This window comes from Paraburkholderia sp. JHI2823 (assembly GCF_038900695.1).
Classification (GTDB): Bacteria; Pseudomonadota; Gammaproteobacteria; order Burkholderiales; family Burkholderiaceae; genus Paraburkholderia; species Paraburkholderia mimosarum.
The window spans coordinates 117540-144427 of record NZ_JAYMRY010000015.1; the positions used below are offsets into that span (position 1 = coordinate 117540).

Annotated in this window: 23 protein-coding genes; 17 read left to right on the forward strand and 6 right to left on the reverse strand. The window is 67.4% G+C overall.

Annotated elements, in window-relative coordinates:
• Nucleotides 1-18 precede the first annotated feature (18 nt).
• From VSR34_RS18300 to VSR34_RS18315, 4 genes are all read left to right on the forward strand, one after another.
• Entirely contained in the window at nt 19-231 is a 213-nt protein-coding gene (locus VSR34_RS18300; RefSeq protein ID WP_036044971.1) for a hypothetical protein, read from the forward strand.
• 214 nt (nt 232-445) lie between these two features.
• Nucleotides 446-1693: an AAA family ATPase gene (locus VSR34_RS18305; protein WP_028231021.1), complete on the forward strand. Its 1248-nt coding sequence runs from the start codon at nt 446-448 to the stop codon at nt 1691-1693.
• 14 nt (nt 1694-1707) lie between these two features.
• Complete coding sequence (locus VSR34_RS18310) at nt 1708-3537, forward strand: cobalamin biosynthesis protein CobT (RefSeq protein WP_342963142.1); 1830 nt, start codon at nt 1708-1710, stop codon at nt 3535-3537.
• Between the two features lie 111 nt (nt 3538-3648).
• Nucleotides 3649-4782: a DnaJ domain-containing protein gene (locus VSR34_RS18315; protein ID WP_342963143.1), complete on the forward strand. Its 1134-nt coding sequence runs from the start codon at nt 3649-3651 to the stop codon at nt 4780-4782.
• Nucleotides 4783-4806: 24 nt separating this feature from the next.
• Here the strand turns inward: VSR34_RS18315 and VSR34_RS18320 are convergent, their stop codons facing one another.
• Both VSR34_RS18320 and VSR34_RS18325 read right to left on the reverse strand, forming a co-directional pair.
• Nucleotides 4807-5148: a DHCW motif cupin fold protein gene (locus VSR34_RS18320; protein ID WP_028212782.1), complete on the reverse strand. Its 342-nt coding sequence runs from the start codon at nt 5146-5148 to the stop codon at nt 4807-4809.
• A gap of 190 nt (nt 5149-5338) precedes the next feature.
• On the reverse strand, nt 5339-6061 hold the full coding sequence (locus VSR34_RS18325; RefSeq protein WP_028212781.1) for a glycine zipper 2TM domain-containing protein: 723 nt from the start codon (nt 6059-6061) through the stop codon (nt 5339-5341).
• Nucleotides 6062-6461: 400 nt separating this feature from the next.
• Here VSR34_RS18325 and VSR34_RS18330 point away from each other — a divergent pair, with 400 nt between their 5' ends.
• Nucleotides 6462-6866 (forward strand): hypothetical protein, encoded by a 405-nt coding sequence (locus VSR34_RS18330; RefSeq protein ID WP_342963144.1) that lies wholly within the window; start codon nt 6462-6464, stop codon nt 6864-6866.
• 71 nt (nt 6867-6937) lie between these two features.
• On the opposite strand, the gene VSR34_RS18335 is transcribed toward VSR34_RS18330, so the two are convergent.
• Nucleotides 6938-7189: a hypothetical protein gene (locus tag VSR34_RS18335; protein ID WP_028212780.1), complete on the reverse strand. Its 252-nt coding sequence runs from the start codon at nt 7187-7189 to the stop codon at nt 6938-6940.
• A 363-nt stretch (nt 7190-7552) separates the two neighbouring features.
• Between VSR34_RS18335 and VSR34_RS18340 the strand changes: the two genes are divergently transcribed.
• A complete protein-coding gene (locus tag VSR34_RS18340) occupies nt 7553-8377 on the forward strand; it encodes a methyltransferase domain-containing protein (RefSeq protein ID WP_028212779.1) in 825 nt (274 codons plus the stop codon).
• A 228-nt stretch (nt 8378-8605) separates the two neighbouring features.
• Nucleotides 8606-10216 (forward strand): AMP-binding protein, encoded by a 1611-nt coding sequence (locus VSR34_RS18345; RefSeq protein ID WP_342963145.1) that lies wholly within the window; start codon nt 8606-8608, stop codon nt 10214-10216.
• A gap of 24 nt (nt 10217-10240) precedes the next feature.
• Here the strand turns inward: VSR34_RS18345 and VSR34_RS18350 are convergent, their stop codons facing one another.
• The 3 genes from VSR34_RS18350 to VSR34_RS18360 all read right to left on the reverse strand — a co-directional run bounded on the left by VSR34_RS18350 (nt 10241) and on the right by VSR34_RS18360 (nt 14924).
• Entirely contained in the window at nt 10241-11593 is a 1353-nt protein-coding gene (locus VSR34_RS18350; protein ID WP_342963146.1) for a helix-turn-helix domain-containing protein, read from the reverse strand.
• 107 nt (nt 11594-11700) lie between these two features.
• On the reverse strand, nt 11701-12873 hold the full coding sequence (locus VSR34_RS18355; RefSeq protein WP_028212777.1) for a porin: 1173 nt from the start codon (nt 12871-12873) through the stop codon (nt 11701-11703).
• Nucleotides 12874-13007: 134 nt separating this feature from the next.
• Nucleotides 13008-14924: a TIM barrel protein gene (locus VSR34_RS18360; RefSeq protein WP_342963164.1), complete on the reverse strand. Its 1917-nt coding sequence runs from the start codon at nt 14922-14924 to the stop codon at nt 13008-13010.
• 318 nt (nt 14925-15242) lie between these two features.
• Here VSR34_RS18360 and aroQ point away from each other — a divergent pair, with 318 nt between their 5' ends.
• The 10 genes from aroQ to VSR34_RS18410 all read left to right on the forward strand — a co-directional run bounded on the left by aroQ (nt 15243) and on the right by VSR34_RS18410 (nt 26879).
• Nucleotides 15243-15698: a type II 3-dehydroquinate dehydratase gene (aroQ, locus tag VSR34_RS18365; RefSeq protein WP_028212776.1), complete on the forward strand. Its 456-nt coding sequence runs from the start codon at nt 15243-15245 to the stop codon at nt 15696-15698.
• Entirely contained in the window at nt 15695-16606 is a 912-nt protein-coding gene (locus VSR34_RS18370; RefSeq protein WP_342963147.1) for a shikimate dehydrogenase, read from the forward strand. Before aroQ ends, VSR34_RS18370 begins: the two co-directional genes overlap by 4 nt.
• 141 nt (nt 16607-16747) lie before the next feature.
• Nucleotides 16748-18037 carry an MFS transporter gene (locus tag VSR34_RS18375; protein WP_238327923.1) on the forward strand — a complete coding sequence of 430 codons (1290 nt, stop codon included), beginning with the start codon at nt 16748-16750 and terminating at the stop codon, nt 18035-18037.
• A 124-nt stretch (nt 18038-18161) separates the two neighbouring features.
• On the forward strand, nt 18162-18830 hold the full coding sequence (locus tag VSR34_RS18380; protein WP_342963148.1) for a TetR/AcrR family transcriptional regulator: 669 nt from the start codon (nt 18162-18164) through the stop codon (nt 18828-18830).
• A 271-nt stretch (nt 18831-19101) separates the two neighbouring features.
• Nucleotides 19102-20775: a methyl-accepting chemotaxis protein gene (locus VSR34_RS18385; protein WP_342963149.1), complete on the forward strand. Its 1674-nt coding sequence runs from the start codon at nt 19102-19104 to the stop codon at nt 20773-20775.
• A gap of 13 nt (nt 20776-20788) precedes the next feature.
• A complete protein-coding gene (locus VSR34_RS18390) occupies nt 20789-21313 on the forward strand; it encodes a chemotaxis protein CheW (protein WP_342963150.1) in 525 nt (174 codons plus the stop codon).
• Nucleotides 21310-22806: a CheR family methyltransferase gene (locus tag VSR34_RS18395; protein ID WP_342963151.1), complete on the forward strand. Its 1497-nt coding sequence runs from the start codon at nt 21310-21312 to the stop codon at nt 22804-22806. Before VSR34_RS18390 ends, VSR34_RS18395 begins: the two co-directional genes overlap by 4 nt.
• Complete coding sequence (locus VSR34_RS18400) at nt 22799-23557, forward strand: chemotaxis protein CheW (protein WP_028212771.1); 759 nt, start codon at nt 22799-22801, stop codon at nt 23555-23557. Before VSR34_RS18395 ends, VSR34_RS18400 begins: the two co-directional genes overlap by 8 nt.
• The gene (locus VSR34_RS18405) at nt 23554-25857 is read left to right on the forward strand and encodes a hybrid sensor histidine kinase/response regulator (protein ID WP_342963152.1); all 2304 of its coding nucleotides are present in this window, start codon (nt 23554-23556) and stop codon (nt 25855-25857) included. Before VSR34_RS18400 ends, VSR34_RS18405 begins: the two co-directional genes overlap by 4 nt.
• Complete coding sequence (locus VSR34_RS18410) at nt 25854-26879, forward strand: chemotaxis response regulator protein-glutamate methylesterase (RefSeq protein ID WP_028231013.1); 1026 nt, start codon at nt 25854-25856, stop codon at nt 26877-26879. Before VSR34_RS18405 ends, VSR34_RS18410 begins: the two co-directional genes overlap by 4 nt.
• Nucleotides 26880-26888 lie beyond the last annotated feature (9 nt).

A 26888-nucleotide genomic window follows, 5' to 3' on the forward strand; every position in this document is an offset into this window, starting at 1 on the left:
CATCGCAAGGAGCACGCAATGTCCAGGCTGTCGATGCCGACGTGGTTCGCGCGACACGTGCTCGCGCGCGGCCGCGTTCATTTGCCGCGCAGCGTGCACGCTGACGCGCCGCTAGCCACACGCGAACCGGAGCAGCTCGAACGGATCGCCACCTATGCACGGGCTGGTTACTTCAATATGGCCTATACGCCCGATATGTTTCCGCTCGTCGGCGATCTGCCGCCGCACTGAGCCCCGCATCGTATCGACCCTCTTGCGACTGCGCCGTGCCGTTGCGGCACGACGAGCGCTGAGCGGTGAACCTCTGCACCCGCATCGCGCTCGAAGCGGCGTGGCACCACGCAAGCCAGCGCGGCTAATGCCGCGCGTTTCTGCGCGCGGCGACACCTACGGGTAATATGGGGCGATTTACGGGCCGTGCGCCCGCGCCTCGCATTCCCCGCTCATGAACGCATCCGATCCTGCATGGCAAGACGAGAGCCCAGAGGACCTGCCGGGCCTGTATAGCCGCGGCGTTGGCCGCGCGCGCGAATGGTGGCGCGTCACGCCGTCGGAACGCGTGCACATGTATCGCATCGAGCACGGCCGGGGTGAGCATGACGAAGTCGACATCGACACCGTGGTCGATCTCGACAATCTCGAGGCCAAGCTCCTCAAGTGGCGCCGCGAGGGCTATGTCTGCGCAACGCAGCGCGACGAGGAAGTGCGCGCCGCGCAGGCTGGCAGTGCGTTTGCCAGCGCCTTGCGGCAGGCCGCCGCGTCGGCGCGTGCGGAACGCGCGGAGCGTGCCCTCGTGGCCGCCCGGCGCCTGCGGGGCAACGCCGCCACGGTGCGCATTGGCCGCGTGGACGTGCCGCGCGGCGAGCCGAACGCCCTGGTGCCGCGCGTGAACGCGGCCTACCTCTTCACGGAGCGCGACGACGACATCGTTCAGGACATCGTAGAAAATCGCCGCGTGATGCTGATCGGCCATACGGGCTCGGGCAAGACGAGCTTCATCGAGCAGGTGGCCGCGCGCGCGGACTACGGCGTGCTGCGCGCGAACATGAACGGCCAGACGACGATCAGCGATTTCGTTGGCTTCTGGACCGTCAAGGGTGGCGAGACGATCTGGATAGACGGCGTGCTGCCCGTGGCGATGCGCGAGGGCTATTGGCTCATCGTCGACGAACTCGATTTCGCCGAGCCGTCCATCCTTGCCGTGCTCACCGCCGTTCTCGAACCGAGCGGTCGCCTGCTGCTCAAGGAGCGCGGCAACGAGATCGTCGAGGCGCATCCGTCGTTCCGTCTTTTTGCCACCGCGAACGCGGCGGGCGCGATGAGCGCATATCGCCATCTGTACCAGGGCGCGAATCTGCTCAACGAAGCGTTTCTCGACCGCTGGCGCGTCTACGTCTTCGATTATCTCCCAGTTGAAGAGGAGACCGAAGTATTGCTGCGCACGCTGCCTCGGCTCACGCAGCCGCTTGCGCAGACGCTCGCGGCCATCGCCGCCGACTGCCGCGCGGCGTTCGCGCGTGAAGACCTGGCGAGCGCATTTTCCACACGGCGACTCATCGACTGGGCCGAGCTGATGTTGCGCACGGGCGATCTCGAACGCGCGGCGAGCCCGGCGATCTACGCGAAGGTGAGCGCGGACGATGCGGCGCTGATCCGCAGCATCATCCGTCATCACGTGATCCTGGACGCATGAACGCGGAGGCAGCCGTGTCCGTCGTGTCCGCTTCTCGCGCCGGAATAGAAGGCTTGATCGCGAGCGGCGACCCTGAAGGCGCGTTCGGCCGGCTCGCACGCGTGCTCGCCGGCGATGCACGTGTGAGCGTGGCGTTCGGCGCGGGCCAGCCGCGCGTGGAAGGCGAGCGCTTCGTGCTGCCCGCACGCGTGGCTGACACCGCAGCGAGCGAGCCCGCGGCGCAGACCGCACTCCTTGGCGCGCTCGATCTGCTGGCCGCGCGCCATCGCTACAGCGATGCAGCGCGCCTCGATACGCCGCAGGCTGGTGTGACGGGGCGCATCGCCCAGGCCATCGAGGACCGCCGCGTGCTCGCGCAACTCGCTTTGGCTTACCCTGGCGCGCCGCGCTATGCGGCAGGCTGGCGCGCATGGCGGAGCGAGGCTGTCGCGCGCCGCTGGGCGTCGCTGGCCTGGCGCGAGCGGCTCACCTGGGCGATCGAGCGCACGCTATGGGAGCACGCGGACAAAGCGGACAAAGCGGACGAAGCGCCGGGCGTCGCGCAGCGTGATGCAGACGCGCTCGCCGCCGCCTTGCGCGCGATCGACGGCCCGCTCGCCGCGGCGCGCGCGAGTCGATCGACGCAGGCCAGCATGCGTGCCGCCGTGGCGATCGTGGCGGCCGTGCGATCGCTCGCGTCGCGCGGCGCGAACAACATGATGCAGACGGCCGGTCCAGTCGAAGGGCTCGATGACGAAGCGGCGCGGCTCGCGCAAGTCATGGAGGAATTCGGCGCTCAGGACGAAGTCGAGCCGCCAGGCGGCGCGGCCGAAGCCGACCACGCTCGCAACGGTGCCGAATATGCGCTGGCGCATGCATCGACCGACTCGGACTCCGCGGCCGGCGAGTCGTTTTCCGAAGCCGACGCGCCGCATGCCGCTGCGCCAGCCGCGCGCGGCGCGGCCCACGCACGCCCGCGCCTGTCGATCCCGTTCACCACGGCCTTCGACGTCGTCACCGATCTCACCGGCCGCGGCGACGCCATCGCGTGGCGCAAGCTGCGTGCGCTGGCACGCGCGGAGACCGGTGCGCTCAAGACCCACCTCGAACGCGTGCTCGAGGCCGACGAGCTGACTCACTGGAAGCGCGAACAGGAGCGCGGCATGATCGATCGCGCGGCGCTCTCGCGCCTTGCCGCCTCGCGCGGCTACCGTACGCCGTTTCGCGTGGCGCGTCATGCGAGCGGGCGCGATACGGTCGTCATGCTGCTGCTCGACCTGAGCGGCTCGATGGCGGGGCGCAAGATCGAGCTTGCGCGCCTGTGCGCGGCGGCGCTGGCCGACGCGCTCACGCAACTGACGTTCGATTCCGAAGTGCTCGGCTACAGCTCGATCGAAGCGCCCGAAATGCGGGCGCACTACGAGCGAGAACGCGCGGCGGGCACGGATCTGCGCGCCTATAACCGTTTCGTCGAGCGGCTGGATTTGCGCGTGTTCAAGCGCTTCGACTCGCGCGATCTGAGCGGGCTCGCCGCCATCGAATGTGGCCACGAGAACCCCGACGGCGAGGCGCTCGCCTGGGCAGCCGCGCGGCTCGCTGCGCGCAGGGCGCGGCGGCGGCTCCTGTTCGTGCTCTCGGACGGCTATCCATCGACGGGCGACGGCGCCCCGGCCGTGCTGCGCAGCGACCTGCTCGCGCGCGTGCAGACGGCGAAGGAGCAGGGCATTGAAATCGTCGGCATCGGCATTCTCGACGATGCGGTCGAGGCCTTCTATCCGAACGCCGTGGTCGTGCGCAAGCTCCACGAGCTGCCGGCGACCGCGTTCGCGGCGTTGAGCCGTTTGCTGGCGAACCGGCCTTGTTGAACGCACGGGTGCGTCGGCGCACGGCGGTTTTCTTGCCGGACCCGGCGCGTTGCACTAATTTGAGAAAGGCGGCGTCGCAAGCCGCCCTCCGTCAACGAATCCAGCAAGGTCATGCCCGGCCGCGACTACCGACCCGTGGATTACGACCGCCTCTACTACCGGCTCGACCTGGAGCCGGGCGCGAGCGAGGCGGACGTCAAGCACCGCTATCGCCATCTCGCGCAGATTCTGCATCCCGACAAATGGCGGCATCCCACGGCCGCCTCGATGCGCTGGGCCGACGAGCAGTTCAAACGCGTGAAGGAGGCTCGCGAGCTGCTGGAGGCGTACTGGTCCGTGCACCATGCACCGCCGGTGAGCCGCTCGGCGCTGAGCGTCGCGCAGGCCGATCAACTGCACGCGCAGATGCAATCGCTGGTGGCGCAACGCGAGCGCGTGCGCGCCGAACTCGATGGACTGCGCGCCGAGCGCACGCGCACGCTCGAGGATATCCGGCGCATGAAGGCCGAGCGAGACGCGCTGCACGGCGAACTCGCGGCGATGCGCGACAAGGAGCACGAGGCCCGCGAGGCGCACGAGGCGCAGGCCGAACCCCCGTCAGAGGCCGTTGACATGTCCTCACATCCCGGCGGCATGCGCGAGTTCCTGTTCGCCAGGCTCGACGATCCGTCGCGCGGCTGGCTCCTCACGCTCTCCGCGAGCGTCTTCGTCTGCATCGTCGTTTTCGTCGTCGCACATCTGGTCGTGGGCTTGCTGCTCGCGCCGCTCGCGCGCTTCGAGGCCGGGCGATGGCTCGCGCATGTGTTGCAGTGGGGTCTGGTGGCGGCCGGACTGGTGCTGGCGTTCGGTTGGGGCTGGTCGCAGCGCACGCTATACCGCGCGGGGCGGGCGGGCAGCGAGCATCCGGTGGCTTTGCCTGCCGATGAAACACGCCGGCGCGTGAACGCGGCGTTGCGCTACGAAACGCACTATGGCGCCGAGTGGAGCGTTGAATCGTGCGAGGCCGCCCCCGACGACTCGCACTTCGCCTTGCGCGCCACGATGCGGTTCTCGCCTGGCTCGCACGCGGCCACGCGGCGCCACACCGTCACGTTTCGCTGCCAGGCGCGCCGGTCCGGGGCCGCGCAAACCGCGCTCGCGTATGACTTCTCGGTGGCGGCGCCCACCTGGTGGCTCGTTCCCGCGGCGCGCGTGGTGCGCGATCTGCGCAAGCGCCTCGACGCCGATCTCGGCGCGCTGCGCTAAAGCGGCGCTTACGCCCGCCCGTCTTCAATCGACTACGAAAAGCCTGGCGCCGGTGCGCGTGTACGACTGGTGCGCCTCGGCGTCGTCGCCCACCTGGTAGCTCATGCCCGGCGTGAGCACGAACTTGCGCCCGTCGTCGAGCGTGGTTTCGAGTTCGCCTTCGAGGCAGAACAGAATGTGCCCCTTCTTGCACCAGTGATCCGCGAGGTAGCCCGGCGAGTATTCGACCATGCGCACGCGAATCGGATTGGCCTCGCTTCCGAAAAAGCGGGTGCGCCAGATGGCCGTGCCCGTTTCACCCTTATGTTGAGTGGGCCCGACACTCGCCCAGTCGGTCGTTCCAAAGCGGAACGGTTCCATTTTCATGCGGTTTTCTCCTTGCTTTGAGTGTTGGGCGGACGGTGGCGGAGCGTCGTTACAGATCTTCATCCACCGCCCGCTCTTTATTCCGCGCGCTTCATATCGTCAGGCAGCTCGAGCAGATGGTGCAGGTCATGTCGTGCGCCTGAGCGACACAACGCCGAAGCAAGGCTCACGTTCGCGTGAAGGTGATGGGTTACGACGCGCTCAGGGTGTCACCCGAGACATGAACGCGCTCGCCGACCTGGACCGCTGGTTGCGTCGAATAGTTGAAGTTCCGGTAGCTGCCGTCCTGCATCCTGACCTGCACCTGGTAGCTCGTCGCCTTGCGTACGGCATGCTCGATGCCATTGCCTGCAAGGCCGCCGGCGACGGCGCCACCGATCGTTGCCAGCACGCGACCGCGTCCTCCGCCGACCTGATTTCCCAGCAGCCCACCGGCGACTGCGCCGCCCACGGCCCCGAGACCCGTTGTCGGCTCGGGCTCCTGGACCGTATTGACGGCAACGACTTCGCCGGCGTTCGGGTCAACGGCGGCGGGTCTCGGTGCGGGTTGCGCATACGGCCGATCTGCATCGTTGTTCGCATACCTCTTGGGTTGCTCGACTGGCGCGCTATGGTGATGATGGACGCGTGGCTGGGCGGGGGCTTCCTCCCGGGTCACGCGCTGCTCCATGTTCGGTTGCGGCGAAGCGACCGGTGCGCTGGCTATTTGCGTAGTGGCCGCTGCGCCCGCGCCTGGTTCGGCGACCGGAACGGCTTGCGTCGGGGGGACCGTCACGGCTCGGGACGTCGGAAGAATGCCCGTCATCGCCGCAATCCCTGTAGCGCTGGCGAGGATGACCGCCACGGCTGCGCCGGCAACCAAAGGGTGGATGCGGCTACGCTGCTCTGAACCGGAAGAGAGATTGGTGCTCATGTCGTGCTCCGTTGATGGGTGTGAGCAAGAACGCCGCAGCCGGCATCGCGGTGCACCGGAACAATGTGAGATTTGTAAGCACTTGTAGTGCGCTAAGAAGCGTGCAAGCGAGTGTGTCGACCGTCTCGTCATCGCGCCCGAACGTTGGTCCCCACTCAAGGTGCAAGCGCGAATTCCTTGCCACCGGCGCCGGTTGAATGTGCGCTTCCGAACAGTTTCGTGCTATTCAGACGATTCAAATAGCGAAGCCGACAAGAAGCAGCAAGACCGCCTCTGCTTTCTTATGGTGCCTACAGGACTGTGGATGGCGTTGGCCCCCACAAGCGCACGTGTGCGGCCTGCAACGATTTCAGGAGGTTTCATGACTTCTAGGGCGCCGGAAAACGGAGCCGCGTGGCCTATGTTTCTGCTCGGCTGGATGAAGGAGATTGCTGACTCCTTTTGCTACGCGCCCAAGCAGCTTCAGCAAGCTATCAACCCGTGGACGTTCAACGGCCTCGTGATCAACGAGAAAAATTCCGGCAATCCGGCGGCCGAGCGGGCGATTGTGAGCCAGGTCAGCTACGGACAGCAATTGGGCCGCATCGAGGACGTTGTTGAAGCAATCATCAAGCAGGCTCCTGCAAGCGATAAAGCGTTTGATGACTTCGCGAAGATGCGGCAAAAGATTGCTGACATCAAGAGGGACAGTCGAAAAGAGCGATTCGAGGCCGTTTTGACGGACCTCAAGCAGATGAAGCTGGACGACAATCCCGGGTTCACGGCCTGCATGGAGAGCATTCAAGCGTTGGTGCGCGAGAAGTAGAAGGCGTTTTGAAGCATGCCACGAACGAATGGCGTGCTGGCTCATAATCTTGCCGTCCGGCGCAGCGAGCTTTAACCGTATGTGCCAGTGCGTTGCACACGCTGCTGTGTCGCGTCCGCCACGGGCGGAAACACGTTCCAGTAACCGTCGTCGTGCAGGAAGAAGAACAGCGCGTGCAGCCCCGTCGGCAGACAGGTCTCCACGCACGCATAGCGGGTTCCGCCCCACCCGGTATGACCGAAGGCGGTCACGTGCACCGGCGTAGTCGGGGCGAGCCATTTCTCAACCTGGTACCGCAGTGACTGCGCCTTGATGGTTCTCATCTGCTGCTCCCCTACACCTGGTACTTGCGCCGCCCATTCGCCTGAGGTTTGCAAACGCCAACGACCGGTCGCCTTCGCGTGCGACCCTTTTTTTGCGCTGCAACCGGAACTTGAGAAACCACTTTAACTATAGCGCCAAAATCAGGTGCTGCCTCGATTTTTGCAAGACAGCAACAGATACAAGCGTAGTCCAGAAGCGCTCGTCCGGCGGTGCTGGGCAAGCCTTCTTGGTGCCCTGCACCACAAAGCCGTTCTAAAGAGAAATCACCTGCCTGGATTGTTTCCCGATAGCCGGACATCGTCCTTGCGAGGAACATGAACGCTGCGCTGCATGCGCCAGGTGTCGAAAGAGTGGAGGCAAAGATGGGACCAGCAGGACCAGCCGACTTCAGCGCATTCGAGCACGAAGGTTGGGAGCGTGTCGCACAAGCCTATGACACGTACTTCAGTGATCTGACTGCCCAGTCGAACCACGCGATGCTCGAGGCGCTACGTGTCGGGCGCGGCACGCGTTTTCTCGACGTCGCATCCGGGCCTGGCTACCTCGCTGCCGCAGCGAGGCGTCGCGGTGCGGACGTCGCCGGTGTGGATTTCTCGTTCGCGATGGTCGAAAAGGCGAGGCGCGTTTTTCCGGGGCTCGAATTCCGTATCGGCGACGCGGAGGATCTGCCGTTCCCCGACGAAAGCTTTGATGCAGTGGGCGTCAGTTTCGGGATGGAGCATTTTCAGCATCCTGAGCGCGCGCTAGCAGAGGCGTTTCGGGTCTTGCAGCCAGGCGGCAGCATTGCTTTTACGGTCTGCGCAGCGCCAGAGAAAGCCGTCGGCATCGGCATGGTGTTAAAGGCCATCGAGAAGCACGGGACGACCGATGTGCCCGTTCCACCGGGGCCTCCTTTCTTCCGGTTCAGCGATTGGGGGGAATCAAGGCACGCATTGCTCGAAGCCGGGTTCGTCCAGCCGGAAGTGCGGGAGATGGACCAGACTCTGGTGCTACATGCGCCGGATACGCCGTTTCACGCGCTCGTGCGTGGGGGCGTCCGGTTCGCCGCGATGCTGCACGCGCAAACGCCGGCCGCGCTGGCATTGATCGAACAGGCCGTCGCCCACGATGCGCAGGCGTATCTGACCGATGCCGGGGAACTGCGGGTTCCCATGTGCTGCGTGCTGGCTTGCGCAGTCAAGGCTTAGTCGCAAGCTGGTTTGCCGGACGGTCTGGGCAGACCTCTTGAACGAAGCGTCCATGCGAGACAATGCGCATACCGGTCACGCTCGCGCCCCGCGTACTTTGTGACTTTTCACAATGACCTTATCCGCTTTCCCAGTTCTCCAGGCGCGTGCAACGCCGTAGCATGGGCATGAAACGCGGCGCCGGGCCAGCAAACCCGACAGCGGCCAAACTAATTCATGGAGACGAACGTGTTGAATGCCCCCTGGCTCGCCAGCTACGGCGATATCCCCGCCACCATCGATCCCGATCTGCATCCATCGCTCGCGCATCTGTTCGAAAGCGCGATGCGCGAGCACGCGCAGCGGCCCGCTTTGCGCGCGGGCGGACAGACGCTGAGCTACGCCGACGTCGATCGCCTCTCGCGCGATTTCGCCGCCTGGCTTCAGCATGCGGGCGTGAAGAAGGGCGACCGCGTCGCCGTGATGTTGCCGAACGTGCTGGCGTTTCCCATTGCGCTCATCGGCATCGTGCGGGCCGGCGCGGTGCAGGTGAACGTGAATCCGCTGTATACGCCGCGCGAGCTTCAGCACCAGCTGGTGGACTCGGGCGCGCAAACGCTCGTGGTGTTCGAAGGCGCACTGCCCACGTTCGCGTCGATCCAGGCGAATACGGCGGTCAAGACCGTGCTGAGCGTCGGTGCAGCCGATTGCACGAGCGCGGGCGGCGAGCACGCGCCGCAGTCCGGATCGTTCGCGGCGGCGCTCGCGCAAGGCGCTGCGCTGCCGTTCGAAGCGCCCGCATTGTGCGGCGACGATCCGCTCTTCCTGCAATACACGGGCGGCACGACCGGGCTTTCCAAGGGCGCGCTGCTCACGCATCGCAACCTCGTCGCCAACGTCGAGCAGTTCAAGACCTTCATGCCGGGCTTCATGACGCCGGGCGAGGAGGTGGTCGTGACGGCGCTGCCGCTCTATCACATCTTCGCGCTCACGGTGAACCTCATCGTCTATTTCTCGATCGGCGCGGAGAACTGGCTCGTTGCCAACGCGCGCGATCTCGACGGCCTCATCGACGTCTTCAAGGCCGCGCGCCCCACGAGCTTCATGGGCGTGAATACGCTCTATGCGGGGCTTGTTGCGCATCCGCGCATCGGCGAGGTCGATTTTTCGCGCCTGCGGCTCGCAGGCGGTGGTGGCGCGGCCATCATTCCCACGGTTTCGGCCCGCTGGCAGGAGATTACCGGCGGCTTCATCCGCGAGGGCTACGGACTTTCGGAGACGAGTCCCGTGCTGTCGTTCAACCCCGCGAGCGTCGACCGCTTCACGGGCACGACGGGGCTGCCGGTGCCGTCCACGCACGTGAAGCTGATCAACGAAGGCGTGGAGGCAGCGCCCGGCGAGGCGGGCGAGATCTGCGTGAAGGGACCGCAGGTGATGCAAGGCTACTGGAACCAGCCCGAGGCCACGCGCGCGGCTTTTACGGAAGACGGTTACTTTCGCACCGGCGACGTGGGCATGTTCGACGAGCGCGGTTTTCTGCGCATCGTCGATCGATCGAAGGACATGATCCTCGTTTCGGGCTTCAACGTGTACCCGAACGAAATCGAGGCGGTCGTGACCGCGCTGCCGGGCGTGGCCGAGTGCGCGTGCGTGGGCGTGGCCGACGAGCGCAGCGGCGAGGCCGTGCGTGTGTTCGTGGTGCCCGCGCGCGAGGCGGTGCTGAGCGAGCAGGACGTGATCGCGCATTGCCGCGCCCAGCTCGCGGCGTACAAGGTGCCGCGCGTGGTGAGCTTCGTCGAGGCGCTGCCGAAGTCCAACGTGGGCAAGATTCTGCGCCGGGAGTTACGCGACGCGGGCTAACGTGAGCGCAGCGCGCCGCATCGTTCAGCGTGCCGCGCGCTTCGCTTTCTTCGCCGCGACGCGCCCCTTCTCCTTCTTCCTTGCATCGCGCTCCGAGCCCTGTGTCGCGCCGCGCAGCTTGAGCGCGATATCCAGCCTCGCAATCCAGTGGGCATTGTCGAGCTTCGCGCCGAGCAGGGTTTCGATACGCTCCAGCCGATAATCGAGCGTGTTCGGATGCACGCCTAACGCCTCGGCCGTCTGGCGCCGGCGCTGCCCGCTCGCGAACCACGCTTCGAGCGTGGCGAGCAGGTCCGCCTCCGTCGCCAGTTGCTCGGCTAGCGAGACGAGATAGCGCAGCACATTGGCGCTGCTGCGCACGCTTTCTTCGATGGCGATCGACGAAAACCGGTGCACGCGCACCATGTTGCCAGCTTCGCTGCCGCTTTCGCTATCGTCGTCCGCGCCGCTGCCGCGCGGCGCGAAGTCCACGGCCTTGAGCGCTTCTTCCACCGAGGCCGCCCAGCCGTGCGCGCCTTCGTTCATGAGCCCGATGCCGATGCTGCGCACGCGCGGCTCGGCACGCGCGAGCGCGGCCGCCTGCTCGGCCACGCGCTGATCGTTGCGTGTCATCGAATCGCCGCGCACGCACGGCAGCCAGAACACGAGCCGTTCGCGGTGCCACACGCGCACGAGCGCATCGGGCTTCGAATCGAAGTGACGCGCGGCGCCCAGCGCGAAGCGGTCGAGCGCATCCTCACGCACCGAGGGCGCGTGGTCGCGCAAGTCCAGATCGACGGCGAGCGCGATGCGCGGCAGCGTGGCGTCGAGGCCGAGTGCTTCGACGGTTTCGCGAAAGCGCGCGGCGTCGTCGGGGGCATGGAATACGAGGTCGTAGAGCTGCTGCAGCAGCGAGCCGCGCCAGCGCGCCTGCTGGTGCTGCTCGTGGAGATACGCCTCGGCGATATGCTCGGCCATCGCATCGAAGTAATCGAGCAGATACGGCGAAATGTCGAACAGCAACTCATGGGCGAGCGCCGGTTCGGCCTCCGCCAGTTCCGTGCAGGTGCGCCAAAGCTCGCGCGCCCCAAGACGAAATGCGCGTAGCAGCGAGCGCAACGGCACGTTCTGATGCACGCGGCGGCGCGCGAACGCTGCGATCTGGTCCATGACATCGGGGCCGGGCGGCGCGCCGTCGAGCAGGCACTGGAACCACAGGCCAGCCGAAAAAGTGATCGACGAGAAGATGTCCTTGCGGGCCGCCGCGGAAAGCACGCTATAGCCTTCGAGCGAAAGCAGCGTGTCGTAGGTGCGCTCGACAGCCCTCGGCTGGGTTCTGGCAAGCGTGCGCAGCCGGCTGCGCAGGCGGGGGCTGACGGCGGGAACGGGAGGCGGCACGGTGAGTTCGCGGGTTCGTTGAGACGATACCCGCGAGTGTACTCAGCCCCGTGCCGCGGCGTCGAGGATGTGCGGCCGGGGGCGAGCGGCCGCCTCCCGAAGGTTCATCAGAACAGCAGCGCGATGCCGGCCATGCCGACGAACTGCGAGCGCGTGGACGAAGGCGTGGCGTTCTGCGAGTCGCCCACGGCCGGGCTCGCATTGACGATGTTGCCCGCGCCGTTCGCGCCGAGCGTCTGGCCGCCCGCGTGCTGGTACGCCTGGAGCGCGTAAAGCGTGGTGCGCTTGGAGAGGTGGTACGACTCCTTGAGCGAATACTGCTGATAGCGCGCTGCGCTCGTGATGCCGTTGGCCTGCGAAGCGAGCGTCCAGGCGAAGCCGCCGCCCACGTCGAAGGCCGGCGTGAAGCGATACACCGCAAGGGCCGCCCAGGTGTTGAAGATGGCCGTATCGTGGAAGATCGACTTGCCGCCCGCCATGTACTGGACGTTGGAGTACGACGCGCCGAGGGTCAGGCTGCCCAGCGTATAGTTGCCGGCCGCGGCGATGTGCTGGACCGCGCGCGCCGAAACGTAGCCCGTGTTCAGCGACGACTTGCCGAAACTGCCCGTGGACGAGGCGTCGAAACCGGCCGTCTGCTGTGCGTTATCCATGCGCAGGTAGGCCGCCGCCAGGCTCAGCGGGCCGCTGGAATAGCGCAGCGCGGCGCTCCACGTCTGGCCCTTTCCTGTGCTGCCCGCAATGCCGCCGAGCGCGTACATCGCGCTCGCCTGTACGCCGTACCAGATCGGCGAGGTGTACGTGGCCGAGTTGTTGATGCGTATGGTCGTGTCGAGACCGTCGATATCGCCGGGGTGCGCGCCGGTCGCGCCGGTGAGCCAGGCGCTGCCCGTGAGGGGCCCGACGAAGAGGTAATACGGCGTGTACTGGCGGCCCGCCGTGAGCGTACCCACGTTCTGGTTCTGCAGGCCCACGTAGGCCTGGCGGTTGAAGATCAGACCGCTCGACGACAGCGCGCCGCTGTTGAGATCGAAGCCGTTCTGGAGGTCGAAGATCGCGAACGTGCCGCCGCCGAGATCCTCCTTGCCTTGCAGGCCGAACTTCGACGCATACAGGTTCCCCTGGCGCAGGTAGACGTTCGAGTGACCGTTCTGGTTGTTGACGTAGGTGATAGCGTCGTCGACGGCGCCGTAAAGCGTGACGCTGCTCTGCGCGAACGCGGAGTGGGTCACAAGCGCGGCGCTAGCTGCGAGGAACGTGCCAAGGCCTGCTTTCTTCATCGTCGTGTCTCCGTTTAAATATGGACTGCTTATCTTGTGCTTTATTACGCCGCATCGAGCGCGCTGCGGCGAGCGAGGCGCGCGAAAGCGCGCTCATTGTGCGAGAAGGGGTCTGCGGCGCGATTGCATGCGGGTCATTGCGGCGGGTCGTGGGCCTCCCTTGCAGCGAGCGCGCGCTGGCGCGCCTGCGCCGCGAGGCGCACGGCGGCGTTGGCGGCGCCGTAACCGTCGTAGCCGCCACGCCGCTCCACGATTTCCAGGAAGAAGCGCTGGTCGAGCGTTTCGGTGTAGGCGTGCAGGAACTCGCCGCCGCGCTCGTCGCGGTCGTAGAGCAGGTTGTGCTCGCGCAGGGCATCGAGGAATTCAGGATCGAGCGCGTGGCGTGCGTCGAGATCGTCGTAGTAGTTCGCGGGCACGCGCAGGAGCGGCACGCCTGCCGACTCGAATTCGGTCACCGCACGGAAGATGTCGCCAGTGCTGAACGCCACGTGGTTCAGGCCGGTGCCGTGGTAGGCGCGCACGGTTTCCGCGGCGGCCGTGTGCTGGTCCACCGAGGCGTTGAGCACGACACGCAGCCCGCGGTCGCGGCTCATGAGCGCGCGGCTGCGCACGAGCCCGTACGGGTCGGGCAACAGCACGGCGGGCGTCGCTTCGAGCCCGAACACCGTCTTCAGAAACAGTACCCACGTGTCGAACGAACCCGCCGGAAGTGACAGGCTCACATGATCGATGCCCGCGATCGGGCCGACTTCGACAGGACCGTCGATCTCGGTGAGCGCGAAATCGGCTTCGAATAGCGTGGGCTCGCCGGGCTGCTCGTGAACGAAATAGTTAAGACTGCCGTCCGGCGCTTGCACGGCGGGCACCACGCGTTCATTCGGACCCACGCGGCCCGAGAACGGCTGATAGCCGAAACCGCTGGCGCGTTCGAGCGCGAGACGTGCGTCGTCCACGCGCAATGCCGAGGCGCAGAGCGAGAGCCCATGGCGCTGGAAAAAGGCATCGGCGAACGAGTCGGGCTCGGCATTGAGCACGATGGCCGCTGAACCATGCCGATAGAGCGTCACGTCCTTCGAGCGATGCTGGCCGGCGCGGCGAAAGTGCAGCTTTTCGAGCCAGTTGGCCACGTGCGCGCGCGCCGTGTCGTCCACGGCGAATTCGAGGAATTGCCACTGTGCATTCGCGGGCGCCGCGCTCGGGTTGTAGAGCGTGCTTGCCTCGATATGCCCGGCTTGTAGCGCCTCGCGCGTGAGTTCCTCGAGCAGCAGGAGCGAGCGATGACCGTCGGCGGCCGTGGCGGCGGGCGGCGCGCCGCGAAAACCGTCGTTGAAAATTTCGAGTGACAGCGGACCCGTATAACCGCTCTTCACGACCTGTGCCGTGAAGTCGGCGAGCGCGAAATCGCCCTGTCCCGGGAAGCAGCGATAGTGCCGGCTCCATTCGAGCACGTCCATCTGCATGCGCGGTGCGTCGGCGATCTGCACGAAGCCGATGCGCTCGCCCGGGATCGCGCCGATGCCGTCGGGCGCGTCGTCGAGCGAGAGCGTGTGGAAGCTGTCCAGCGCGAGCGTCAGGTTCGCATGATTGACCGTGTTGACGAGTCGCCACGCATGCCCATAAGTACGCACGTGGCGCCCCCACGCGAGCGCCTCATAGCAGATCGTCACGCCCGCTTCGCCGGCTGCGCGTGCCAGTGCGCCAAGCTGTTCGGCGGCGAGGCCGTCGTCGCAGATCGCTTCGGGCGAGACGTTGCTGCACACCAGCAAACGGTCCGTGCCCAGCTGATGCATGACATCGAACTTGCGCTTCACGCGTTCGAGGTTGCGCGCGAGGCGTTCGGGCGCGACACCCTCGAAATCGCGAAACGGCTGGTACAGCACGATATCGAGCCCGAGATCGGCGGCCATGCGGCGCACGTCGGCTGGCGAACCTTCGAAATAGAGCAGGTCGTTCTCGAAGATCTCGACTGCGTCGAAGCCGGCGGCGCGGATGGCCGCGAGCTTTTCGGCGAGTGTGCCGCTGATCGATACCGTGGCGATGGAGCGGCGCAGCGGGCGAGAGCGGACTTGGGGCGTGTTGGACATGAGTGTGACCACTACGGGGATGACTGCGGCACGGCATTGAAAAGGGAGCGGCTCAGCGGCGCGGCGTGGCGTGGCGTGGCCACTGAGCCAACCAGCGCGCTGCAGACACACTTGCCGCTGGAGTGTCCGAAGAATACGCCAAACTAACTAGTTAGTACAAATTCTCGCAAACCCCAGGGTGACCGTTGCCCCGCTTCGCGGCACACTGGCGACCATGCGGTGAGGGCATGCAAGGGTTCGTCTGCATAGCCGTGCCGGTCGTCAAGTTGTTCTGGAGCGTGAGTAATGGGAATGCCTTCGGTGCTGGTCCTGAACGGACCGAACCTGAATCTGCTGGGAACGCGGGAACCCGCGATCTACGGTGCGCAAACGTTGGATGACGTTGCGGGCCTGTGCCGCGAAGCAGCGGCGCGTCTTGGGCTCGAGATCGATTTTCGCCAGTCGAACGCCGAGCATCAGCTGATCGACTGGCTTCATGAAGCGCGTACGCGCGTGGACGGTATCGTCATCAATCCGGCGGCTTATACGCATACGTCGGTCGCGATCGCCGATGCGCTCTCCGCCATCGCGAAGCCCGTGATCGAAGTCCATATATCGAACGTGCACAAGCGCGAGGCGTTCCGGCACCATTCGTTTGTTTCGCCCATTGCGGAGGGCATCATCGTCGGCTGCGGCACGCAGGGGTATGTGCTCGCGCTGGAGCGCATGGCCACGCTGCTCGCGAAAAAGGTGGCGAAATGAGCGCCGGCACTTCCGCTGAAAAAAGCCCACTGGGCGCGCGCGCGAGCAAGCAGTCGTTTCTGTGCGGCCTGATCGGCTCGGGCATCGGCGCCTCGCTCACGCCCGCGATGCACGAGAAAGAGGGCCGCGAACTCGGCTTCAACTATGTTTACCGGCGCATCGATCTCGAAGCGCTCGAGCTCACGCCCGCCGCGCTGCCCGAGCTGCTGCTCGCCGCCGAGCGCATGGGCTTCGACGGCCTCAACATCACGTACCCCTGCAAGCAGGCCGTGATCGAACTGCTCGACGAACTCTCCGACGACGCCCGCGCGCTCGGCGCCGTGAACACGGTGCTCTTGCGCGACGGCAAGCGCATCGGCCACAACACCGACTGGTCGGGTTTCGCGCGCGCGTTCCGGCGCGGCTTGCCCGACGTCTCGCTCGAAGCGGTCGTGCAACTGGGTGCGGGTGGCGCGGGCGCGGCGGTCGCGCACGCGGCGCTGCAGATGGGCGCGAAGGCGCTCACGCTGTTCGACGTGGACGCGGCGCGCGCCGCGTCCCTCGCCGCCGAACTGCAGGCGCGTTTCCCGGCTGCGCGCGTGCGCGCGGGCGGTGACTTGCGAGACGTGCTCCTGCACGCCACCGGCCTGATCCACGCCACGCCGACCGGCATGGCGAAGCTGCCCGGCCTGCCGCTGCCCGCGGAGTATCTGCACGAGCGGCTGTGGGTGGCGGACATCGTCTATTTCCCGATTCGCACGGCGCTGCTCGAAGCGGCGGAGGCGCGCGGCTGCCGCACGCTGAGCGGCGGCGGGATGGCGGTGTACCAGGCAGTGGACGCGTTCCGGCTGTTCACGGGTGTCGAGCCCGACGCGGAACGCGTGTATGCGCATCTGCAGTCCATGCTGGCGGCAAACGCCGGCGAATAACAAACGAGCTTTGTATGGGCACGGAGTCTGCGTGAAAGCGCCAGCTCCGGCCAACACCAGGAGACAGACATGGCACCACCGCTATCCACGGGACGCGGCGACGCGTCAACGCTTTCCGCCGCGACGCCCGCCGAGGGCGCGATGCGCCGCTCGAAGGCCCGCTACGGCATCCTCGGCCTGCTGGCCGTCGGCACGATGATCAATTACCTCGATCGCACCGTGCTCGGCATCGCCGCGCCGCAGCTCACCAAGGAGCTTGGCATCAATGCGGCGCTCATGGGCGTCGTGTTCTCGGCGTTTTCCTGGAGCTATGTGGTCGCGCAGATTCCGGGCGGCCTGTTTCTCGATCGCTTCGGCAGCAAGCTCACCTACTGGCTCTCGATCACGCTCTGGTCGCTGTTCACGCTTGCGCAGGGCCTCGTCAACGGCATTGGGGCGTTGTTCGCGTGCCGCCTGGGCCTCGGCGCGGCAGAGTCGCCGTGCTTTCCGACGAATAGCCGCGTAGTCGCCACGTGGTTCCCGCAAGGCGAGCGCGCATTCGCCACGGGCACTTACACCGTGGGCGAGTACATCGGCCTCGCGTTCTTCAGCCCCTTCCTCTTCGCGCTGATGGGCGCCTACGGCTGGCGCTCGCTGTTCTATGTGGTCGGCGCCGCCGGCATCGCGTTCGGCGTGGTGTGGTGGTTCCGGTATCGCGAGCCGCACGAGCATCCGGGGGCCAACCGCGCCGAACTCGATTACATCGAGGCGGGCGGCGGCCTCGCGCGCCACGAGCGCAAGGCCGATGCGCAAGCGCAGACGAAGAAGCAGGGCTTCGACTGGCGCATGGCCGGCCAGCTCCTGCGCCGCCGTCAGCTTGCAGGCATCTGCCTCGGGCAGTTCGCGGGCAACTCCACGCTGGTGTTCTTCCTCACGTGGTTCCCGACTTACCTCGCCACCGAACGCCACATGGGCTGGCTCAAGATCGGTTTCTTCGCGATCATGCCGTTCATCGCCGCGTCGGTCGGCGTGATGTTCGGCGGCACGTTCTCCGACTGGATGCTGCGCCGGGGCGTCTCCGCCAACGTGGCGCGCAAGCTGCCGATCATCGCCGGGCTGCTGCTCGCCTCGAGCATCATTCTCGCGAACTTCGTCGAGAGCAATGTGGCCGTGATCGCGATTCTCTCGGTGGCGTTCTTCGCGCAGGGCATGGCCGCGCTCGGCTGGACGCTCGTCTCGGACATCGCGCCGGCCGGCATGCTCGGTCTCACGGGCGGCATCTTCAACTTCGCGGCCAACCTCGCGGGTATCGTGACGCCGCTGGTCGTGGGCCTGATCGTGGGCGCGACCGGGTCGTTCGTGTGGGCGCTCGTGTTCATCGGCGTGATCGCGCTGATCGGCGCAGCCTCCTATATCTTCATCGTCGGCGACATCAAGCGGATCGAACTGTAAGGCTCGAACGCCGCTTCCCGGGCGGCTTTTCAGCGGGGTTGCGCGGCGCGGCGCCTCACCGGCGCGCCGCGCCCGCCATGCTAGAATCGCCCGCATTCCTTTCCTGCTGCGGGCCACAATAAACATGGCAAGACCGGCGGCCTCGGCCGAACGCAACGATGCTCAATCGGAAAGCCGGCGCAAGTACGATCCCGAGCAGACCAGGCGCAATATCCTCGAAGTCGCGACGGCCGAATTCTCGGCAATGGGTCTCTCCGGCGCGCGCGTGGACGCGATCGCCGAGCGCACCAACACGACCAAGCGCATGCTGTATTACTACTTCGGCAGCAAGGAAGGGCTGTACGAAGCGGTGCTCGACAAGGTCTACGGCGACATCCGCGCGCTCGAACTGGACTTGCACATCGACGAACTGGATCCCGTGGAAGGCTTGCGGCGGCTCGTTGAATTCACCTTCGACTATCACGACCGTCATCGCGACTTCGTGCGCCTCGTGACGATCGAGAACATTCACGGCGCGAAGTACATCGAGCGCCTGAAGACGTTCCGCAGCCGCAACGCGAGCGCGATCCGCACGATCGAAGACCTGCTCGCGCGCGGCGTGGCGAGCGGCGCGTTCCGCGACGACATCGATCCCATCGACCTCCATCTGCTCATCAGCTCGATGTGCTTTCACCGCGTGGGCAACCGCCACACGTTCGGCGCGGCGTTCGGGCGCGACCCGTCGCATCCGCGCCTGCGCGCCCGCCACCGCGAGATGGTCGTCGACGCCACGCTGCGCTTCGTCAGGAAGTAAGGGGGGCCCGCCGAGGGGGGGCCGCCCACGGGTCCGCTGTGGGCGGGTGGTGGGTGCAGCAAGCGTCGAGTCTCCCCGCCGATGCGCCGCGCATGCGCGCCGGGCCGGCCCGCGTCCGCACGCCCAAGTTCTTCCCGCGGTGCGCAAAGTTTCGTCTCTATATTCGCCCGAAGGCCCAATTGGCGCGGCCGTCCGGCCGATTTTCTAATCCCAAAAAAGTGAGCAAACCCATTACACTACGGCGGTCCGCCACCGGAGAGCCCTTAGCGTAATGAGTACCGCCATGCCCCGATCCGGCCACGCCGGCCTGCCGCGCAAGACCCAGGGTCGCTTCACCCTCGGCACGCGCATCGTGCTCAGCTTCGGCCTGCTGTTCGTGCTGATGCTCGCCATGGCCGCCATCTCGTGGGACCGCCTGCGCGCCATCGACAGCGAAGCGCTCAGTCTCACGCGCGACTCCGTGCCGGGGCTCTTCTACGCGACCTCGATGCGTGCCGCTGCCCGAGAAACCAATAGCCTCGTCGAGCGAGCGGCCTTCGTCGACGCCGATCCTGACGCCGTGGCGCGCGACCTCGCCGCGCTGCTGACGGCCATTGCGCAGGTCGAGAAAACCTCGAGCGAGTATCAGCGCACGCTCTTTCGCGCCGACGACCGCGAGCACTTCCAGCGCTTTCGCGACGCTTACGCGCGCTATCTGCCGATGCTGAAGGCGGCGGCAAGCCAATTGCCCGGCTCGCGCCAGGCCGCACAGGCCGCCTTCCTGCAGATCGGGCCCGCGTGGCAGGACGTGGTCGCCGTGGCCAACGCGCTCGTCGACGAGAACCGTCAGCAGGCCGACGAGTCCGCGCAGACCATCCGCAACTCGGTCACGGGCACGGAGATCACGCTCGCCACGGCGCTGGGCGTCGTGCTGCTCGCCGCGCTCGCCACCGGCTACGCGCTCCATCGCGCGATCACCGTGCCGATGGCACGACTCGTGGAAGTGCACGACTCGATGCGCACCGGCAACTTTGCGCAGCGCCTGCAACTGAACCGCGGCGACGAGTTCGGCGTGCTGGAGGATGGCTTCAACCGCATGAGCGACGAGCTCGCGAGCCTCGTGGCGCAAGCGCAGAAGTCGTCGCTGCAGGTCACGACCTCGGTGGCAGAAGTGGCCGCGACCTCGAAGGAGCAACAGGCCACGGCGAGCGAGACGGCGGCCACGACGACCGAGATCGGCGCGACCTCGCGCGAGATTTTCGCGACGGCGCGCGACCTCGTGCGCACCATGAACGAAGTGGCGACGGTGGCCGAGCAGTCGGCGGGGCTCGCCGGCACGAGCCAGAGCGGCCTCACGCAGATGGAAGACACCATGCGCAGCGTGATGGAGGCGGCGGGCTCGGTGAACGCGAAGCTCGCCATCCTCAACGAGAAGGCCGTGAGCATCAACCAGGTCGTCGCGACGATCACGAAGGTGGCCGACCAGACCAACCTGCTTTCGCTGAACGCTGCAATCGAGGCGGAGAAGGCGGGCGAGTACGGGCGCGGCTTCGCCGTGGTCGCCACCGAAATCCGCCGCCTTGCCGACCAGACGGCCGTGGCGACGTACGACATCGAGCAGACCGTGAAGGAGATCCAGTCGGCCGTCTCGGCGGGCGTGATGGGCATGGACAAGTTCGCCGAGGAAGTGCGCCGCGGCATGCACGACGTGCAGGCCGTGAGCGTGCAGCTCTCGCAGATCATCGGCGCGGTGCAGACGCTCGCGCCGCGCTTCCAGGTCGTGAACGACGGCATGCAGGCGCAGGCCACGAGTGCCGAGCAGATCACCCAGGCGCTCACGCAGCTTTCCGAAGCCGCCCAGCAGACTGCAGAGTCGCTGCGCCAGTCGTCGCAGGCCATCGACAATCTCACGCTCGTCGCCAACGAACTGCGCACCGGCGTGTCGCGGTTCCGGATCGAGGCGTGACAGGGGAGCGGGGATGCTCTTCCTGTTGTTCGAACTCGACGGCGAACGCTACGCGCTCGACGCCCGCGAGATCGTGCACGTGCTGCCGCTCGCGCCCGTGCGCGCGTTTCCGGGCACGCCCGCGTATATCGCCGGCGTGATCGATTACGAGGGCGCGCCCGTGCCCGTGGTCGATCTGTCGATGCTCGCGCTCGGGCGGCCCGCGCGCGCGCTCATGTCCACGCGGCTCGTGCTCGTGCATGACCATGGCGACGACGCCGGATCTTGCGCGCCGCCGCGCCGGCTCGCGCTGCTGCTCGAATGCGCGACGCGCACACAGTCCATTGCGCCCGAGCGCTTTGCCGAAGGCGGCATCGCCACGCCCGAGGCACGCTGGCTCGGTCCCGTCGCGCGCGACGAGCACGGTTTCGTGCAGTGGGTGAAAGTCGCGCAACTGCTCGATGCGCGCGTGCGTGCGCTGCTCTTCCCCGATCCGCCTTCGTGGCAAGGCGCGCCCGCGCAAGCCACGGACGTGCCGAAAGCCGGAGGCGCGCCATGACGCAGGCCGATCCGCGTCTGGCTGCCTGGCTGCTCGACGAAACCGGCATCGATGCCGAATCGCTCGGCGCCCATGCGCTCGCGCGCGCAGTGGGCGCGCGCGCGGCAGCGACAGTCGCGGCCGATGCCCACGATGCTCACGCCCCGCACGCAGCCTCGCTGCGCAAAGAATGGACGAGCGGCGCGATGCTGCCGGAATGGGCGCGCGAAGCGTACTGGGAGCGCCTCATGGCCGTGCCGGCCGAGCGTCAGGCGTTGATCGATTCGCTCGTGGTGCCGGAGACCTGGTTCTTTCGCGAGCGCGAGGCTTTCGCGGCGCTGGCGCGCCTTGCCGCGAAACGGCTCGCCGCGCGGCCGGGCGAAGTGCTGCGCGTGCTGAGCGCGCCGTGCTCCAGCGGCGAAGAGCCGTATTCTGCGGCCATGGCGCTGCTCGACGCGGGTCTCGCGCACGAGCAGTTCGCCATCGACGCGATCGACATCAGCGCGCAGTCCATTGCGGCGGCCGCGCTCGGCACCTATGGCCGCAATGCATTTCGCGGCGAAGGCCTCGCGTTTCGCGAGCGCTACTTCGAGTCGACGCCGGGCGGCTGGCGCATCTCGGCGACGGTGCGGCGCGCCGTGACGTTCGAGCGCGCGAACCTGTTCGACTGGCTGGCGCAGCATCCCGTGCGCTACGACTTCATTTTTTGCCGCAACGTCCTGATCTATTTCGAGCGCGGCGCGCAGGACCGCGCCATGGGTCTGCTGCGCGCGCGCCTCGCGGATGGCGGCATGATCTTCGTCGGACCGGCGGAAACCGGGCTGATGATGCGACACGAGATGGCGTCCGCGTCTATTCCGCTCGCGTTCGGATTTCGCAAGCCCGAAGCGCAAGCGAAGTCCGTTCGTCCCGGGTCGGCGGACGGCGCGCCCGTCATGCCCGCGCGAGAGCTCACGCCGCTGCCGGTGATCGCCGCGCTGGCCGCGGCGCCCGCGCCCAGCAGCGCGCCCGTCTTCACGGCGCTGGCCGAGGCGGCGCGCCGGCCCGCGCCGCTGCGCCTCGCGCTGCGGCCCTTGCACGACGCACTGGTCCCACGCCTCGCGACGATGATGGGTGCGCAGGCGGCGAGCGGTGCGCCAACCGCCTCGCACGCTAGCGAGCGCACGCCCGAGGCCGCGCTCGCCGACGCGCGGCGTCTTGCCGACGCAGGCTCGCTCGACGAAGCCGAACGCCTCGCCGCGCAAGCGGCGAAGGCGTTGGCGCAGAACGCCGGCACCTGGTACCTGCTCGGCCTGATCGCCGACGCGCAGGGGCGTGCCGATGAAGCGCTCGCGCACTATCGCAAGGCCATCTATCTGGAACCTTCGCACTACGAAGCACTCACGCATCTGGCCGCGCTGCTCGAAGTGCAGGGCGACGCCGATGGCGCGCACCGCCTGATGCGACGTGCGCAGCGCGCGGCGGACGCAATGACTGAGCGGGACGTACCGCACGCAGGAGGCACGCATGCCTGAGCACGACCTGACGCAGGATCGGCAGGAAGCGGGGCTCGCGGGCGCGCCGCTTCAGACGTGCTGGAAAGTGATCGGAACGCTCGGCGACAAGTCATGCCCGCGCCTCGAAACTTGCGTGCGCTGCCTCAATTGCGCGGTGTTTGAAAACGCGGCGGCGCGCATGCTCGACCGGCCCGCGCCGCCCGGCTCATCTGCAACGGCGCAGTCCGAGCGTGCGCTTGCCGACCGCCGCGCAGGCTATCGGACGCACGAGAGTGCACGCGATGAAGCGCGCAACCAGGCAGACGATCACGCTCGCACGCAAGGCTCGCTCGTGTTTCGCGTGGGCGCCGAGTGGCTTGCGCTGCCCGCCACGGTGCTGCGCCACGTGGAAGAAGCGCGCGACATCCATACGCTCCCGCACCGGCGCAGCGCCGCCGTGCTCGGCGTGGTGAACGTGCGCGGCGTGCTCACGCTCGCGGTGTCGCTGGCCGCGCTGCTGCATATCGAGCCGGCCGCGCAGGGCGCCCAGCAGCGCGCCGCCACGCCGCGCCTCATCCTGACCGAATGGGACGGCGCGGCAACGGCATTTCCCGTCGATGCGGTCGAAGGCGTGGCGAGCTTCGGCGCGGACACGCTGCTGCCCGCTCCCGCCACGCTCGCGCAATCGAGCGGGCGGCACGTGCGCGGCGTGGCTCACTGGCGCGGGCACTCGGTGGGGGTGCTGGACAGCGAGGCGCTGTTCGATGTACTGGCGAGGAGTTTGCGATGAGCGACGACGAACTGAGCCGCCGCTCGCTTCTCGATCTGTTCCACGAAGAGGCGCAGACGCAAACTCGCACGCTGTCTGCGGGCCTGCTCGCGCTCGAAGCCGCGCCCGACGATGCGGCGACGCTCGAAGCGTGCATGCGCGCCACGCATTCGCTCAAGGGCGCGGCGCGCATCGTCGGACTGCCGGAAGCGGTAGCCGTGGCGAGCGCGATGGAGGACTGCTTCGTGGCCGCGCAGCGCGGCGAATTGCGCATCGACGCGCTGCGCATCGATGCGCTGCTCGGCGGCATCGACTTGCTGAGCGCGGCGGGCGACGCCTCGGTGGCGCCGCTTTCGCGCGAGGCGGTCGAGGGATTCGCCGCCCGGCTGAGGAGTTCGGCGCTGCCAGATTCCGTGACGCCGGAGCACACTCGCGAGCCCGATGGCATCGCCGCGCTGGCGGCGTCGCTGCGGTTACCCGACCCGGAGCCCGTGAGCATCGAGCCCGCAGCCGTCGAACCGTACGAAGCTGCCGAACCGGCCGCGTCGGCGCTACTCTCGCAACCTCGTTCGGCCGATACCGAGCGCATGCTGCGCGTACGCGCCGGGACGTTCGACCGGTTGCTCGGCTTCGCGGGCGAATCGCTCGTGGAGTCGCGCCGCATGCGTCCGTTCGCGGAAGGCCTGTTGCGCACGCGCCGCGCGCAGGGCGAAGTGCTCGCGGCGCTGGGGCAGTTTCAGGAGCGTCACGCGGACCGGCTGGACGCTGCCGCGCGCGCCATGCTCTCGAGCATCCGCGATGCACTCGTTTCCCTCGATCATCAGTTAACCGAACGATACGACGACGCCGATCGCATCGATCGGCGCGGCACGCAGCTCGCGCAGCGCCTCTACGACGAGGCCCTGCAATGCCGCATGCGCCCGTTTGGCGACATGGCGCACGCGTATCCGCGCGTCGTGCGCGACCTTGCGCGCTCGCTCGGCAAGCGTGTGCGTTTCACCATCGTTGGCGAAGCGACGCAGGTGGACCGCGATATCCTCGAAATGCTCGATGCGCCGCTCGGCCACTTGCTGCGCAACGCGATCGATCACGGTATCGAGGACTCCGAAACGAGGCGCCGCGCGGGCAAGCCCGAGGACGCGCGCCTCACGCTCGAAGCGCGCCATAGCGCGGGCAAGCTGCTGATCGCGGTGGGCGACGACGGCAGGGGCATCGATCTTGACGCGCTTCGCGCGAGCGTCGTCGCGCGCGGGCTCGCTCAGGCCGAGGCCGTTGCCGCGATGTCCGATGCCGAGCTGTTCGATTTTCTGCTGCTGCCGGGCTTCTCGCTGCGCGACACCGTCACCGACGTGTCGGGCCGCGGCGTGGGCCTCGACGCCGTGCAGAACTTCGTGAAGGCCGTGCGCGGGACCGTACGCATCGAGAGCGCCGGTGGGCAGGGCACGCGCTTCGTGCTGCAACTGCCGCTCACGCTCTCGGTCGTGCGCAGCCTGATCGTCGAGGTTGCGGGCGAAGCCTATGCATTCCCGCTCGCGCATGTTCGGCGCGCGCTCAGCGTGCCGCGCAGCGCGATCGAAACGCTCGAAGGCCAGCAGCACATCGCTTTCGAAGGGCGCCCCGTGAGTCTCGTGACGGCGCGCCAGCTGCTCGGCGCGGGCGCCGAGCCCATGGCCGCGGAAGACGTGAACGTCGTCCTGGTGGGCAGCGAGGCGGGCCTCTATGGCGTGGCCGTGGATCGCTTCGCGGGCGAACGCACGCTCGCCGTGCAGCCGCTCGACGCGCGCCTCGGCAAGGTGCGCAACGTCTCGGCAGCAGCATTGCTCGACGACGGCGAGGTTGCGCTCATCGTCGATGTGGAGGACATCGTGGCGTCGGTCGCGCGTCTCGTGCACGACGGGCAGCTCGCGGGCGTGGCGCGCGGCACGCACGCAACGGTGCGCGCGCGCAAGCGCGTTCTCGTCGTCGAGGACTCGTTGACGGTGCGGGAGCTGGAGCGCAAGCTGCTCGAAAAGCGCGGCTACGAGGTCACGGTGGCAGTGGACGGCATGGACGGCTGGAACACCTGGCGCAACGCCCACTTCGACCTCGTGATCACCGACGTGGACATGCCGCGCATGGACGGCATCGAACTCGTCACGATGATCAAGGGCGACGCGCAGCACCGCAACGTGCCCGTGATGATCGTCTCGTACAAGGACCGCGAGGACGACCGGCGTCGCGGCCTCGACGCGGGCGCCGACTACTATCTGACCAAGGGCAGCTTCCACGACGAGGCGCTGCTCGACGCCGTACACGACCTGATCGGAGAGGCGACGGGATGAAGATCGGTATCGCCAACGATATGCCGCTAGCCGTCGAAACGCTGCGTCAGGCCATTGCGAAACGGCCCGGCCATCGCGTGCTGTGGGTCGCCGCGAACGGCGAGGAGGCCGTGCAGTTCTGCGCGGCGCAGGTGCCCGACGTGGTCCTCATGGATCTGGTGATGCCGAAGCTCGACGGCGTCGAGGCCACGCGCCAGATCATGGCGCGCTCGCCGTGCCCGATCCTGATCGTCACGACCAGCGTGGGCGCGAACGCCTGGCGCGTATACGAGGCGATGGGCGCGGGCGCGCTCGATGCCGTGGACACGCCTACGCTGGCCGGCTCCGATGCGCGCCGCACCATGGACCTGCTGCTCGCGAAGATCGAGCAGATCGGCCGCTTTTCGGGCGCGCTCGATGCGGCGGCGCGCACGCCGGCCGTCAGGTTGCCCGGCGGCCCGAGCGCGCCCATCGTCGCGATCGGCGCATCGGCGGGCGGCCCCAGCGCGCTCGCCGCGGTGCTCGGTGGGCTGCCGGCCAATTTCGGCGCGGGCGTCGTGATCGTGCAGCACGTGGACCGGTCGTTCGCCGAGGGCATGGCTGCGTGGCTCGACGGCCAGACGCCGCTCGCCGTGCGCATCGCGCGCGAAGGCGAGCGCCCCGCGCCGGGCTGCGCGTTGCTCGCCGCGACCAACGATCACTTGCGCATCACGGCGACCGGCGCGCTCACGTACACGCGCGAGCCGGCCGACACGCCATACCGTCCCTCGGTGGATACGTTCTTTCACAGCCTCGTCGAGCATTGGGCGGGCGATGCGATCGGCGTGCTGCTCACTGGCATGGGGCGTGACGGCGCGATCGGTTTGAAGGCGATGCGCGCCAAGGGGTGGCACACCATTGCGCAGGACGAGGCGACGAGCGCCGTGTACGGCATGCCGAAGGCGGCCGCCGCGCTCGGTGCCGCGCGCGCGATCCTGCCGCTTTCCGCCATTGCGCCCGAGCTTGCGAGCCGGGTGACCTCACCGCTTCAATCTGCCGGCTAGACGCCTGAC